This is a genomic window from Caulobacter sp. GW821-FHT11A05 (assembly GCF_058809015.1).
Window position 1 is genome coordinate 1 of sequence record NZ_JBXASF010000011.1, and the last position, 13,233, is coordinate 13,233.

The 13,233-nt window shown below is 69.5% G+C and carries 10 protein-coding genes; 6 read left to right on the forward strand and 4 right to left on the reverse strand.

Going from position 1 to position 13,233, the window contains the following annotated elements:
* From AC1RSK_RS15790 to AC1RSK_RS15800, 3 genes are all read left to right on the forward strand, one after another.
* Window positions 1-1,931, forward strand: a 1,931-nt coding sequence (locus AC1RSK_RS15790; RefSeq protein WP_492908537.1) for a TSCPD domain-containing protein, incomplete at its 5' end; no start/stop codon positions are given.
* A 298-nt stretch (window positions 1,932-2,229) separates the two neighbouring features.
* Entirely contained in the window at window positions 2,230-2,715 is a 486-nt protein-coding gene (locus tag AC1RSK_RS15795) for a pentapeptide repeat-containing protein (protein ID WP_492908538.1), read from the forward strand.
* A gap of 79 nt (window positions 2,716-2,794) precedes the next feature.
* Window positions 2,795-3,658, forward strand: a complete 864-nt coding sequence (locus AC1RSK_RS15800) for a pentapeptide repeat-containing protein (protein ID WP_492908539.1) — start codon at window positions 2,795-2,797, stop codon at window positions 3,656-3,658.
* Window positions 3,659-3,860: 202 nt separating this feature from the next.
* Here AC1RSK_RS15800 and aspS read toward each other — a convergent pair whose 3' ends face one another.
* Both aspS and AC1RSK_RS15810 read right to left on the reverse strand, forming a co-directional pair.
* A complete protein-coding gene (gene aspS, locus AC1RSK_RS15805; protein WP_492908540.1) occupies window positions 3,861-5,639 on the reverse strand; it encodes an aspartate--tRNA ligase in 1,779 nt (592 codons plus the stop codon).
* A gap of 80 nt (window positions 5,640-5,719) precedes the next feature.
* The gene (locus AC1RSK_RS15810; protein ID WP_492908541.1) at window positions 5,720-6,049 is read right to left on the reverse strand and encodes a hypothetical protein; all 330 of its coding nucleotides are present in this window, start codon (window positions 6,047-6,049) and stop codon (window positions 5,720-5,722) included.
* Between the two features lie 114 nt (window positions 6,050-6,163).
* Between AC1RSK_RS15810 and AC1RSK_RS15815 the strand changes: the two genes are divergently transcribed.
* Window positions 6,164-6,829, forward strand: a complete 666-nt coding sequence (locus tag AC1RSK_RS15815) for a P-loop NTPase family protein (RefSeq protein ID WP_492908542.1) — start codon at window positions 6,164-6,166, stop codon at window positions 6,827-6,829.
* A gap of 2 nt (window positions 6,830-6,831) precedes the next feature.
* Here the strand turns inward: AC1RSK_RS15815 and AC1RSK_RS15820 are convergent, their stop codons facing one another.
* On the reverse strand, window positions 6,832-8,514 hold the full coding sequence (locus AC1RSK_RS15820; RefSeq protein WP_492908543.1) for a M61 family metallopeptidase: 1,683 nt from the start codon (window positions 8,512-8,514) through the stop codon (window positions 6,832-6,834).
* 123 nt (window positions 8,515-8,637) lie between these two features.
* Here AC1RSK_RS15820 and AC1RSK_RS15825 point away from each other — a divergent pair, with 123 nt between their 5' ends.
* Both AC1RSK_RS15825 and AC1RSK_RS15830 read left to right on the forward strand, forming a co-directional pair.
* Window positions 8,638-10,833 (forward strand): RNA degradosome polyphosphate kinase, encoded by a 2,196-nt coding sequence (locus tag AC1RSK_RS15825; protein ID WP_492908544.1) that lies wholly within the window; start codon window positions 8,638-8,640, stop codon window positions 10,831-10,833.
* Window positions 10,823-12,301 carry a Ppx/GppA phosphatase family protein gene (locus AC1RSK_RS15830; RefSeq protein ID WP_492908545.1) on the forward strand — a complete coding sequence of 493 codons (1,479 nt, stop codon included), beginning with the start codon at window positions 10,823-10,825 and terminating at the stop codon, window positions 12,299-12,301. Before AC1RSK_RS15825 ends, AC1RSK_RS15830 begins: the two co-directional genes overlap by 11 nt.
* On the opposite strand, the gene AC1RSK_RS15835 is transcribed toward AC1RSK_RS15830, so the two are convergent.
* On the reverse strand, window positions 12,298-13,140 hold the full coding sequence (locus AC1RSK_RS15835; RefSeq protein WP_492908546.1) for an HAD family hydrolase: 843 nt from the start codon (window positions 13,138-13,140) through the stop codon (window positions 12,298-12,300). The two genes, AC1RSK_RS15830 and AC1RSK_RS15835, sit on opposite strands and share 4 nt — an antisense overlap.
* Window positions 13,141-13,233: the final 93 nt, after the last annotated feature.

Below are 13,233 nucleotides of genomic sequence, written 5' to 3' on the forward strand. Positions count from 1 at the left end.
ACGCCGCCATCAGCGACGCCATCGGCGCCGGCCTCTGCGGCCTCTCCGCCGCCCTGCCGGCCGCCGAGCCGGCCCACCGCCCCGCCGTCATCCTGCAGGCCGCCGAAGGCGCCCACACCGGCCGGGAGCGCGAGTTGGCGGCGCTGGGCTGGCGCACCGGCGCCGCCACCCTGGCCCTGACCGCCGAGGACGCCGCCGCCCTGTCGGCCCGCGCCGCCGGCCCCGTCGCCGCCCTCGACCTCATCGCCTTCCAGGACGGCCGCGCCTTCGACATGCCGGGCTTCGAGGCCGCCGCCCGCCTGCTGGCTGCCGCCGTCCGCCTCGACGCCGGCCCGGACGCACCGGCCACCGTCACCCTGGCCAACACCGCCGCCCTGATCGTCGCCCGGGGCCTGGCCTACGACAGCGACGAGGCCCGCGACCTCACCGCCGACCTCTGGAGCCGCGCCGCCTCCGCCGCCCGCGGCCTGGCCGACGTCGCCCCGTTGGAAGACGCCGCCCTGCAGCTGCGCCTGGGCGCCGCCGCCATGGCCGCCGCCCCCTGGTCCGGCCCGCTGACCCTGGCCGAGACGCAGGACGGCGAGACCGTCCGTGTCATCGCCGAACCGGCCCTCGACGCCCTGGCCTACCTGGGCGAAGACCCTGACGCCCTGCGCCTGGCCCTGCTCGGCCATCGCGACTTCGCCGAGGCGCCGCACATCAACACCGCCTCGCTGGCCGCCCTCGGCTTCACGGTGCTGGAGACCGAGTCCGTCCAGGCCGTCCTGCCGCTGGTCAGCGACCTGCGCGACGCCTTCAGCCCCCTGGTCGTCGGCGAAGGCTTCCTGCGCGACATCCTCGGCGCCGATCCCGAGGCCCTCAGCCAGTCCGGCTTCGACACCCTGGGCCTGGCCGGTTTCACCGACCGCCAGATCGCCGAGGCCAACGCCTATGTCCTCGGCTCAGCCAGCCTCGACCAAGCCACCGACCTCTCCCCCGCCGCCCGGGCCATCCTCGACCCCGACCAGCCCTTCGCCGCCCGCCTGGCCCTGCACGCCGCCATTGAGGACGCCTGCGGCCACGCCGGCCCGCTGCGCCTGCCGCTCAGCTTCACCGCCCTGCCGTCCGAGGCCGCCCTGCTGCAGGCCCAGGCCCTGGCCGCCGGCGTCCGCGCCCTGCGCCTGGACCGCGCATCAGCCCCGCTGGCCTTCCATCTCGCCATCCCCGAGGAAGCCGCCCCCGAAGCGCCCCGCGCCGCCCCGGCCCAGGAACGCATCATCGAGCGGGTCGTCGAGCGCGACCGCACCCGCCGCAAGCTGCCCGACCGCCGCAAGGGCTATATCCAGAAGGCGGCCGTCGGCGGCCACAAGGTCTACCTCCACACCGGCGAGTACGACGACGGCGAACTCGGTGAGATCTTCATCGACATGCACAAGGAGGGCGCCGCCTTCCGCAGTGTGATGAACAACTTCGCCATCGCCATCTCCATCGGCCTGCAATACGGCGTGCCGCTCGAGGAGTTCGTCGACGCCTTCGTCTTCACCCGCTTCGAGCCCGCCGGCCCGGTGACCGGCAACGACACCATCCGCAGCGCCACCTCCATCCTCGACTACGTCTTCCGCGAACTGGGCGTCAGCTACCTCGGCCGAAACGACCTCTCCAACGCCGATGGCGAGGAACTCAACGCCGACGGCCTGGGCCGCGGCAAGGCCGACGACGCGCTCGCCTATGAAGCCGAACCGCAACCGGCCAGCCGCTTCATCTCCAAGGGCTTCAGTCGCGGGGCCGCCCCCGACAACCTGGTCTTCCTGCCCTTCGGCAAACGCCCCGGCGAGCTGATGATCGACAACCCCCGCGCCGCCAGCGTCTGTCCCAGCTGCGGCGACCAGTCGGTGTTCAGCGGCGTCTGCGACACCTGCGGCGTGGTCGTCGAGCAGAACGCCTCGTCCTGAACAATTCTACCCAGGGAAAATTCCGACGGCTTTCGAGACCCTCGCGGCCCCGACGGCGGGCGGCGACGACTCACCCTGCTCCATCACCCATGCTTCCCCCATGGTTTCCCCATCCGACCACAACACTTCCATAACGCCATCCCGACCTTTTCCCGCCGCCACCACCACGTCTTTCCAATTGAATATATTGACGTTTTTCGCCTACCCAAACCTCGAAATGCTATAATGAACGTCCGCTTCGATAAGCCTTCCGCGCATTAACCGAACAAAGACCCCTGCCATGCCAGGTTTGCGGCCCATGAAACGCCTCGCCCTGCTCATCCTCGCGGCCGCCGCCCTCGCCGGCCCCGCGACCGCCCAGAACGCCGGCCAGATCGCGCGGGTGCGCGGCGGGGCCAGCTGCCCCGGCTGCAACCTGTTCCAGGCCGACCTGATGGGCATGGAGCGACCCGGCCTCAACTTCCGCAAGGCCCGCCTGCGCCAGGCCACCCTGACCGCCGTGGTCATGAACCGGGCCAGCTTCGCCGGGGCCGACCTGCGCGACGTCGACGCCTCGGCCGCCGTGTTCGGCGGGGCCAGCTTCGCCGGCGCCAACCTGACCAACGCCAACTTCGTCGGCAGCTACCTGCAGGGCGCCAACTTCAGCGGCGCCACCCTGACCGGGGCGGTGTTCTCCGGCGCCGAGATGGACCGTGCCGTCGGCTTGACCCAGCGTCAGCTCGATGGGGCCTGCGGCGATGAGGCAACCCAGCTCCCCAGGGGCCTGCGCATCCCCCGCTGCTGACCCAGAACGGGCAAAAGCCCAATCCTTACCGCGAATTAAGTGGCGCTGTTGCCGGGCGTGGGTCACACACTGACCCTCGATGAACAAGCTCGCAGTCGCCCTTTCCGCCTTCACCCTCATGGCCGCCGCCGCTGGCGTGGCCGAGGCCCGGGTCATTCCGGACGAGAAGGACATCCCCCGTCAGCTGTCGTTCGGCGGCGCCTGCCGCAACTGCGACCTGTCCGGCAAGAAGCTGGTCAACGCCCGCTTCACCGGCGCCGATTTCGGCGGCGCGGTGCTGATCCGGGCCGACATGCGCGGGGCCAGCTTCATCGGCTCCAACTTCCAGGGCGCCCACCTCGCCGATGCCGACCTGAGCGGCGCCGAGATGATGGGCTCCAACTTCTCCTACGCCGATTTCACCGGCGCCGAGCTCGACGGCGTCGAAGGCGCCGGGGCGGTGTTCCACAAGGCCAACTTCAACCGGGCCAGCCTCGAAGGGGCCGAGCTGCCGGGCGTCAACTTCACCGGCGCCAAGCTGGTGAACGCCAACTTCCGGGGCGCCGAGCTGCCCCACGCCATGCTGACCAAGGTCGACGCCAGCAACGCCAGCTTCCGCGACGCCGAAATGAATGGCGCCAGCCTGATCGGCAGCAATTTCAGCGGCGCCAACTTCCGGGACGCCGAGCTCAACGGCGCGGTGCTGACCCGGGCCACGTTCAACAACGCCGACTTCCGCGACGCCGACCTTCGAGGCGCGGTGCTCTACGGCGCCGACCTTTCCCGGGCCCGCAACCTGACCCAGCGCCAGGTCAGCGAAGCCTGCGGCGACAGCTCCACCCGCCTGCCCAGCGGCCTGACGCCGCGCCTCTGCAAGGGCCGCCGCATGATCGTGATCAACAACGCGGCCAGCCCGCCCAAGCCGCCGGCCCCGCCCGTCGAGCCCAAGCCGCCGCGTCGCTAGCGCCGCCTTTCCGCCCCGAACCACCGACGGCATGACCGGCTGAAGCTGGTCGGGTCGGCATAGCCCAGCGCTTCGGCGATGTCGGCCTGGGTCATGGTGCTGCGGCCGTCGATGACGGCTTGCCGCCTCCAGGTGCTCCTCCGCCCGCCATGGGTCCTCCGGTCCGCGCGGTGCGCGGCCGAAGGATGACGGGTGGTGAGGACTACGCCTTGAGCGGCGGGGCCAGGCGGATGTGCAGTTCTTTCAATTGCTTATCCGACACTTCCGACGGCGCGCTCATCAACAGATCCTGCCCCTGCTGGTTCAGCGGGAAGGCGATGACTTCGCGGATGGCCGTCTGGCCGGCCAGCAGCATGACGATCCGGTCGATGCCCGGCGCCAGGCCGCCGTGCGGCGGGGCCCCGTAGCGGAAGGCGTTCAGCATGCCGCCGAACTGCTCCTCGACCACCTCGGCGCCATAGCCGGCGATCTCGAAGGCCTTGAGCATGATCTCCGGCTTGTGGTTCCGGATCGCGCCCGAGCACAGCTCGTAGCCGTTGCAGACGATGTCGTACTGGTAGGCCAGGATGTCGAGCGGGCTCTTGGTCTCCAGCGCCTCCAGCTCGCCCTGCGGCATCGAGAAGGGGTTGTGGCTGAAGTCGACCTTCTTTTCCTCGTCCGACCATTCGAACATCGGGAAGTCGACGATCCAGCAGAACTCGAACCGGCCCTCGTCGATCAGCTTCAGCTCCGTGCCCACCCGCGTGCGGGCCGAGCCGGCGAACTTGTAGAAGACGCCCGGATCGCCGGCCACGAAGAAGGCCGCGTCGCCTTCACCGAGGCCAAGGCTGGTCATCAGCGCCTGGGTCTTGTCCTCGCCGAGGTTCTTGGCGATCGGCCCGCCCCAGGCGTTCTGGTCGGCGCTCCAGAAGATGTAGCCCAGGCCCGGCTGGCCTTCGCCCTGCGCCCAGCTGTTCATGCGGTCGCAGAAGGCTCTGGAGCCGCCGCCCGGCGCCGGCACGGCCCAGACGGCGTTCTTCTCGGTCTCCAGGATGCGGGCGAACAGGCCAAAGCCGCCGCCGCGGAAGCTTTCCGAGACGTCCGACATCTTGATCGGGTTGCGGGTGTCGGGCTTGTCGCTGCCATACCAGGCGATGGAGTCACGGTAGGGGATGCGCGGGAACGGGTAAGGCGTCACCGACTTGCCGTCGGCGAACTCCTCGAACACGCCGTGCATCACCGGCTCGATGGCCGCGAAGACGTCTTCCTGCGTCACGAAGCTCATCTCGACGTCGAGCTGGTAGAATTCCAGCGAGCGGTCGGCGCGCAGGTCCTCGTCGCGGAAGCAGGGCGCGATCTGGAAGTAGCGGTCGAAGCCCGAGACCATCAGCAGCTGCTTGAACTGCTGCGGCGCCTGCGGCAGCGCGTAGAACTTGCTGGGGTGCAGCCGCGAGGGCACCAGAAAGTCGCGCGCGCCTTCCGGCGACGAGGCGGTAAGGATCGGCGTCTGGTACTCCAGGAAGCCCTGGCCGACCATCCGCTTGCGGATGCTGTCGATGACCTTCGAGCGCAGGATGATGTTCTTGTGCAGCGTCTCGCGGCGCAGGTCGAGGTAGCGGTGCTTGAGGCGGATTTCCTCGGGATAGTCGGGCTCGCCGAACACCGGCAGCGGCAGTTCGGCCGCTTCCGACAGCACCTCGACGGCGGAGACCCGCACTTCCACTTCACCGGTGGCCAGGCCGGGGTTTACCGTCTCGGGCGAGCGGGCGACGACTTCGCCGTCGACCCGGATGACGCTCTCGGCTCGCAGCCGCTCGACCACGTCGAAACCGGGCGTGCCCGGGTGCAGGACCAGCTGGGTCAGGCCGTAATGGTCGCGCAGGTCGATGAACAGCAGGCCGCCATGGTCGCGCTTGCGATGGATCCAGCCAGACAGGCGCACCGCGGCGCCGGTGTCGGTGGCGCGCAGGGCGCCGCAGGTATGGGTGCGATAGGCGTGCATGAATCTTGGCTTTGGAGTCGGAATTTCGAGAGGCGCGGAAGGGCGCATGTGGGCCTGTGAAAGTCAAGGCAAACGGCGTCTCAGTCGAGGGTTTCGACCAGCGCCCAGACGATGTGCGGGACCGCGAAAGAGACCCCTTCCCCTCGGTTCCAGTGGGCCTCCGGGTTCCACACGAAGCACCCCCCGGCCTCAACCCAGTCGTCCGCCAACCGGCTCATGACCGCCTGAAGATCGATCTCGCTGAAGGAGGGGGTGACCTCGATCCAGCCCTCTTCCTTGTAGTAGGGCTCGACCTTCACCCTCTGCACGGTCGCCGCGGGCCCGATCACCGCCAGCAGTGCCCGCGCGACCGCCAGCGCCTCGTCCATCGTGGCGACTTTGGCGAAAGTGCGAAGGAATCCGGCCGGCATTCCGACTCTTGTGCCGTCCCGCCATGCCCGTTGTCCACAGCCCGCCGCCGGTTCTCCCCGCCCCTCCTGCGGCCCGGCCGTGACCATCCCCTCGCCGGTTGCTAGAACCCTTCAGTGACCGCCGCCCAGTTCCGTCTGCCGTTCGAGCCCGCGACCAGCTGGACGCGCGACGCCTTCGTGCTGTCCGACGCCAACCGTTCGGCGGTGCTGGCGCTCGACGACTGGGCGAGCCTGCCGCGCGGCGCCCTGGCCCTGATCGGGCCGGCCGGCAGCGGCAAGACCCACCTGGCCCAGGCCTGGGCCGACGCCGCCGGCGCCCAGCTGGTGTTCCCCGGCCGCGTCCCCAGCCTCGACGGCACGGGGCCGGTGCTGGTCGAGGACGCTGACCTGCTGGGCCAGGACGAGGCGCTGTTCCACCTCCTCAACCAGGCCCAGGCCGGGCGGGCGGTGCTGCTGACCGGGCGCGAGCGGCCCCTGGCCTGGCCGGCCGGCCTGCCGGACCTGCGCTCGCGGCTGAACGCCCTGGCCGTGGCCGAGATCGACCCGCCGGACGACGCCCAGCTGCGGGCGGTGCTGGAGGCCCTGTTCAAGGCCCGCCACATCAAGCCCGACGATGACCTCTATCCCTACCTGCTGACCCGCATGGAGCGGTCCGTGACGGCGGCCCGCATCCTGGCGGCCAGGATGGACGAGGCGGCGGCCTCGCGCGGCCGGGCCATCAACCGGGCGCTGGCGCGGGAGCTGCTGGAGGAAACCAGCGACCTGTTCGAGGAGGTCTAGGTTCAGCCGCTCAGCATGGCCACGCAGGCCTGACGCCCCGCCGGGGACATCCCGCGGGTCAGCGCGAACCGCTGGAACCGCACCTCACCCTCGCCGACCGGCAGATAGGTCACGGTCCGAAGCGTCGTCTTCGCATCGTCCACCACGCGATAGGTCAGCGGCGTCTGGCTGTCGCGGGAGGGAACCTCGCTGATCCGGATGCGGTCGCCCTCACGCAGGCCGGCCCGCTCGGCTGGGCCACTGGCGACCAGGCCCACGATCCGGCCCTTGTTGCGCAGCGTCCCAATCAGGTCGAAGCCGCGTTCGAAGGCCGGCTGGCGGACCTCGACGATGCGGCCGCAGTCGCCGAACAGATCGGCGGCCAGTTCGATGCGCTCGCCGTTGTCCACGCGCCGGCGGATGTCCGGCTGCAGATCGATGCCCGTCACTTGCTGGGCCGCCCACGGAAACAGCTCGTTGGCCGGAACGGTGTGGTCGCCGCCCTCATCGGCGGCGGCGAGACGGCGTTGCTCGGCGAGGACGGCATCGAGTCCCATCCTGCCATTCGTCGCCTTGCGGAACTGGCGGTCCCAGAGGATGGCCAGCAGGCGGCCGCGGTCGTAGGGCATCTTGCCCACGTCGAAGTCGCTGAACCGCTCGTCGGCCAGCCGCCGGTTGCTGGCCTCGACCGCCGGCGACAGGCCATAGCGCAGCAGGGATTCGTTGAGATCAGCCTCGAAGTCCTCCAGCGACCAGAGGCCCGAGCGCAGCAGGGCGCGGGCCGCCACCGCCTCGGTGAACCCCTCGTTGAACCAGGCCGAGAGATTGTCATCCTGCATCGGGAAGCCGCCGACCTGGCGGGAGATCCAGCTGTGGGTATGCTCATGGGCCACGATCCGGCGCAGGGTGCGCAGGTCGGCGTCCGGGCCCGCGAACAGGGAGAAGCCGCCGGCCAGTCCGCGCCCGCCGAAATCGCCGCCGGACACCTGGATGACGGGCACGGTCATATCGCGCGGCCGGTCGCCCCAATAGTCGAAGTCGGCCTTCAGAGTGGAGGCCAGCATGTCGGTCGCCAAGGCCGGCGAGACCTGCCAGCCCGCCTCGCGGAAATAGAGTGAGAGCCGGGCCGAGCCCATCGGCCGGGTCTCGCGCCGCCAGCCGGCGCCGCCAAAGAGCATGCTGTCGGCCACGGTGTCCGCCGTATCGACCGGTCTCAGGGTCGACCGGGCCAGCCATCCCTTGGGCATGCCGGACCAGGTCAGGCGGACGGGGGTGTCCGGACGTTCGCGGATGAGGACGAAGGCCGCCTCGCCATGGACGACAAACCAGTCGGGCCTGACGACCGGGCGGAACGGCTGGCCGGGCGGATCGCCGTCATAGCCGGTCATGAGACGGTAGCGGACCGTCAGCCGGGCCCCCGGCTCATGGGTGACGACCAGGACCGAGGCGCCGTGCGGACGGGCCTCGCCGCCGGTGACCTGCACCACGCCAAGGTAGGGCGCCGGCTCGCCGTCGGCGACTCCGCTGGAGGGCAGGATCAGCCGCGTCTCGCCGTCCTCGTCCCCGTCCGCCTCCATGACGACCGACAGGGCGGTCAGGCGGCCGCCCTCAAGCACCGGCGAGATCGTGTATCCAATGGGCGGGATAGCCGGGGCGGCGCCCAGACAGGCGATCACGGCAAGCATCAGCACGGCTCTGAAAAACACGTCAGTCCCCGGATCATTCATCGCGCGCGCACCGTTAAGCCGGCGATCACCGCCCCCGCCTATACCCGTTGAATCTGTCACGGGCATGCGCCAAAGGTGGCGCAGCCTTCTCACAGAGTCCCGATGCCCAAGTCCGCGACCGCCCGCTCTTCGCACCGAAGTCCGACGGCCCTTCGGGACCTCAGCCTCGACGAGACCCTGCTGGCCTCGCCGGAGCGGTTCTTCAACCGCGAACTCTCCTGGCTGGCCTTCAACAGGCGGGTGCTGGAAGAGGCCGAGAACCCCCGCCACCCACTGCTCGAGCGCCTGCGATTCCTGTCGATCAGCGCCAACAACCTCGACGAATTCTACATGGTCCGCGTCGCCGGCCTCAAAGGTCAGGTGCGCGAGGGCGTGCGCAAGGTCAGTCTGGATGGCCTAAACCCCCTCGAACAGCTGGACCGGCTGAACGCGGCCACTGCCGAGCTGATGAACGACCAGCAGCGCATCTGGCGGTCCCTGCGGGCCGAGCTGGGTCACGAGGGCCTGCGCCTGCTGGACGCCCGCGACGTGACCGCCGTCGACCGGCCGGGCTGCGAGGAGATTTTCCAGAACAAGCTGTTCCCGGTGCTCACCCCCCTGGCCATCGACCCGGCCCACCCCTTTCCCTTCATCCCCAACCTCGGCTTCTGCCTGGGGCTGAAGATGCGGCGGGCAGACGGCAAGCCGCTGTTCGCCCTGGTGCCGGTGCCCCAGCAGGTCAAGCGGTTCTGGGAGCTGCCGAGCCCGGCGCGGCGCAAGGAGCGCCGGTTCATCGCCCTGGAAAGCCTGATCATCCTGTTTCTCGACCAGCTGTTCCCCGGCTACACGGTCGAGGGCCGGGGCCTTTTCCGGGTGATCCGTGACAGCGACATCGAGATCGAGGAAGAGGCCGAGGACCTGGTCCTGGAGTTCGAGACCCAGCTGAAGCGCCGCCGCATGGGCGAGGTGGTGCGGGTCAAGGTCCAGACCACCATGCCCGACGACCTGCGCGAGTTCATCCTCGACGGCCTGGACGCGCGGCCCGACGACGTGGTGCTGATCGACGGCAAGCTGGGCCTGGCCGCCATGTCGGAGCTGATCCCCAAGGACCGCGCCGACCTGAAGTTCCCGCCCTTCGTCGCCCGCTTCCCCGAACGCATCCGCGACCACGCCGGCGACTGTTTCGCGGCCATCCGCGAGAAGGACATCCTGGTCCACCACCCGTTCGAGAGCTTCGACGTGGTCGTCCAGTTCCTCCGCCAGGCGGCCCGCGATCCGCAGGTGCTGGCCATCAAGCAGACCCTGTACCGCACCAGCCAGGACAGCCCGATCATCGCCGCCCTGATCGAGGCGGCCGAGAACGGCAAGAACGTCACCGCCCTGGTCGAGATCAAGGCCCGGTTCGACGAGGAGAACAACCTGCGCTGGGCCAAGGACCTGGAGAAGGTCGGGGTCCACGTCGTGTTCGGCTTCGTGGAGTACAAGACCCACGCCAAGCTCAGCCTGGTGGTGCGCCGCGAAGGCGAGACCCTGCGCACCTACTGCCACTTCGGGACCGGCAACTACCACCCGGTGACGGCCAAGGTTTACACCGACCTGTCGCTGTTCACGACCGACCCGGCGCTCGGCCGCGACAGCGCCCGGCTGTTCAACTACATCACCGGCTACGCCCGGCCCGAGCGGCTGGAGAAGCTGAGCTTCTCGCCCGAGACCATGAAGCCGGACCTGCTGGGCATGATTTCCGCCGAGGCCGACAACGCCCGGGCCGGCAAACCCTGCGGCATCTGGGCCAAACTGAATGCGCTCGTCGATCCGGAACTCATCGACGCCCTCTATCGGGCCAGCCAGGCCGGCGTGCCGATCGACCTGGTGATCCGCGGCATCTGCTGCCTGAAGCCGGGGGTGGCCGGGCTGTCGGAGAACATCCGCGTCAAGTCGATCGTCGGGCGGTTCCTGGAGCATTCGCGCATCGCCGCCTTCGCCAACGGCGAGGTGCTGCCCAGCAAGAAGGCGCGGGTGTTCATCTCTTCCGCCGACTGGATGCCCCGCAACCTCGACCGGCGCGTTGAAGCCCTGACGCCGGTCGATAATCCGACCGTGCACGAACAGGTGCTGAGCCAGATCATGGTCGCCAACCTCAACGACGAGGCCCAGAGCTGGGTCCTGGACAGCCAGGGCGGCTACGCCCGCGATCCGGCCTGGAACAAGCGCATGGCCTTCTCGGCCCACGACTATTTCATGACCAACCCCAGCCTGTCGGGCCGGGGCCACAACGTTCGCGACCTGCCCGGCGCCCTGGACCTCGACAATGAACGCTAGCCACGACGCGGCCGTCGTCGACGTCGGGTCCAACTCGGTGCGCCTGGTGCTGTACCGGGTCGAGGGCCGTTCGATGTGGACGGTGTTCAACGAAAAGGTGCTGGCCGGCCTCGGCCGCGATCTCAAGAAGACCGGCCGGCTCAGTGAAGACGGCGCGGCCAGCGCCCTCAGCGCCCTCAAGCGGTTCCGCATGGTCATCGAGCGGCTGCCGCCCGAGCGGGTGTTCACCGCCGCCACCGCCGCCATTCGCGAGGCCGCCGACGGGCCGACCTTCGCCGAGCGTGTGCAGGCCGAGACCGGCCTGACCCTGCGGGTGCTGAGCGGCGCCGAGGAGGCGCGCTACGCGGCGCTGGGCGTGCTGGCCGGCGCCCCGGCCGGCGACGGCGTGGTCGGCGACCTGGGCGGCGCCAGCCTGGAACTGACGCAGATCGGGCCGAAGGGAGCCGGCGAAGGGGTCACCCTGCCACTGGGCCCGTTTTCGTTTGGCGCCTTCCCCGACGATGATGCGGAAATCCGCCGGCGCGAGGTCGACGAGCGTATCGGCGGCCTGGAGCGGTTCCACACCACCACCTTCCACGCGGTCGGCGGGGCCTGGCGCAACCTGGCCCTCATCCACATGCATATGACCGGCTATCCGCTGCGGGTGGTGCATCAGTACGAGCTGAGCCGGGCCGAGGCGCTGAACGCCTGCCGCTTCGTCGCCAGCCAGTCGCGGCGCTCGCTGGAAGCTGTCGAAGGGGTCTCCAAGAAGCGGGCCGAGACCCTGCCCCACGCCGCCGTGGTGCTGGAACGGCTGATCCTGGCGTTGGACATCCAGACGGTGGTCCTGTCGGCCTACGGGGTTCGCGAGGGCATGCTGTTCGAGGCGATGGACGCCCCGACCCGGGCCCTCGACCCCCTGGTCGAGGGCTGCGCCGCCCTGTCGGTGCGCACCGGCGCCGACGCCACCCTGGGGCCGACCCTGGAGGCCTGGCTGGCCCCGGTGTTCGACGCCCTGGCGCCGATCTTCCCGGGCCGCGACGGTGTCCTGCTGTCGGCCGCCTGCCGGCTGGCCGATCTCGGCGCCCAGCTCCACCCCGACCACCGCGCCGACCTGGTCTTCGAGCAGGTGCTGCGCGCGCCCGTCGCCGGCCAGAACCACGCCGAGCGGGCCTTTCTGGCCATGGCCGCCTTCAGCCGCCACACCAGCTCCAACAACACCCCCGAGCAGGCAACCATCGCCCGCCTGCTGCCTGACGAGGCCCGCAAGCGCGCCCGGGCCCTGGGGGCGGCGATCCGGCTGGGCTGCGACCTGACGGCCCGGGACTCGGTGCTCCTGGCCCACACCCGCCTCAGCCTGAAGGGCGAACGCCTGCTGCTGACCACCGACGCCGAACGCGCCGACCTGCTGCTCGGCGAACAGACCGGCCGCCGGGCGGCGACCCTGGCCGGGCACCTGGATGCGAAGGTGGAGATCCGGGCGAACTAGTCGGCCGGCATCGTCCCCTCATGGATGGCGATGCGGCCGAGGATGCCCTTGACGATCAGGTCCAGCGCGCTGCCGTCGGTGTAGTTGGCGGCGGCGACGAAGTTGACCCGGTCCTCGGCGATCAGCCGGTGCAGCTTGGTCTGGTCGTTCGGCTCGGTGCGCGGGTCGTAGACGGCGATCGAGTGGCCGCCCTTGGTGTGCATCATCTTCATGGTCGGCACGTCGGTGTCGCCGTCGCCGACGAAGATCATCCGCTCGAACGGAACGGGGCGGTCCTCGTCGGGCATGAAGCGGTTGATCTTCTCGTGCTCCCAGTTGTTGTGCACGCCCTTGTTGATGCGGAACAGGTACTGGGTCTTGGTGGTGTAGTTGATGCCCACCGCCGGCCACTCGGCCTCGCCCTCGTCGTTGTAGACGTAGTGGCTGGCGAAGACGTGCTCGAAGGCCGGATAGATCGGGCAGCCCTCGACCATCTCCTGCAGGCCCGACGAGAGGATGTAGTGCTTGATGTCGAGGCCGTAGTTGGCCCCGAAGGCATTGATCCGCTCGAACCAGCTGTTGTCGCGCAGGCCATCGAACAGCAGGACGCCCTTACCGTGTTCCTGCAGCATCTCGCGGGTGACGGTCAGCCCGGCCTTGCGGGCCGTCTGCAGCATCAGCTGCATGTACATCAGGATGTCGTCGCCGTCGGACTTGATGGTCTGTGGCCGGACGGTGTCGTTCCAGAATTCCTTGGGCGTCATCCCCAGCGCCGGGATGAAACTGGTCTCCTGCATGTTGCCCCGGGCCAGGGTGCCGTCGAAGTCGTAGATGATGGCGGTCGTGCGGGGCTTGGACATGAAGCGCTCAAAAGGCGGTTGCTTGGAGGGACTGTGAATCACCTTTCCGGGGCGATTGGCAAGGTTTGCGGGAAATCGGGATCGGGATTAGGC

What these genes read in the sequence shown, in the direction of transcription:
- AC1RSK_RS15800 (WP_492908539.1), top strand. Translation starts at nt 2,795, where the DNA reads ATGAACAAGCTCGCAGTCGCCCTTTCCGCCTTCACCCTCATGGCCGCC.
- AC1RSK_RS15830 (WP_492908545.1), top strand. Translation starts at nt 10,823, where the DNA reads ATGAACGCTAGCCACGACGCGGCCGTCGTCGACGTCGGGTCCAACTCG.
- aspS (WP_492908540.1), bottom strand. Translation starts at nt 5,639, where the DNA reads ATGCACGCCTATCGCACCCATACCTGCGGCGCCCTGCGCGCCACCGAC.
- AC1RSK_RS15810 (WP_492908541.1), bottom strand. Translation starts at nt 6,049, where the DNA reads ATGCCGGCCGGATTCCTTCGCACTTTCGCCAAAGTCGCCACGATGGAC.
- AC1RSK_RS15835 (WP_492908546.1), bottom strand. Translation starts at nt 13,140, where the DNA reads ATGTCCAAGCCCCGCACGACCGCCATCATCTACGACTTCGACGGCACC.
- AC1RSK_RS15825 (WP_492908544.1), top strand. Translation starts at nt 8,638, where the DNA reads ATGCCCAAGTCCGCGACCGCCCGCTCTTCGCACCGAAGTCCGACGGCC.
- AC1RSK_RS15795 (WP_492908538.1), top strand. Translation starts at nt 2,230, where the DNA reads ATGAAACGCCTCGCCCTGCTCATCCTCGCGGCCGCCGCCCTCGCCGGC.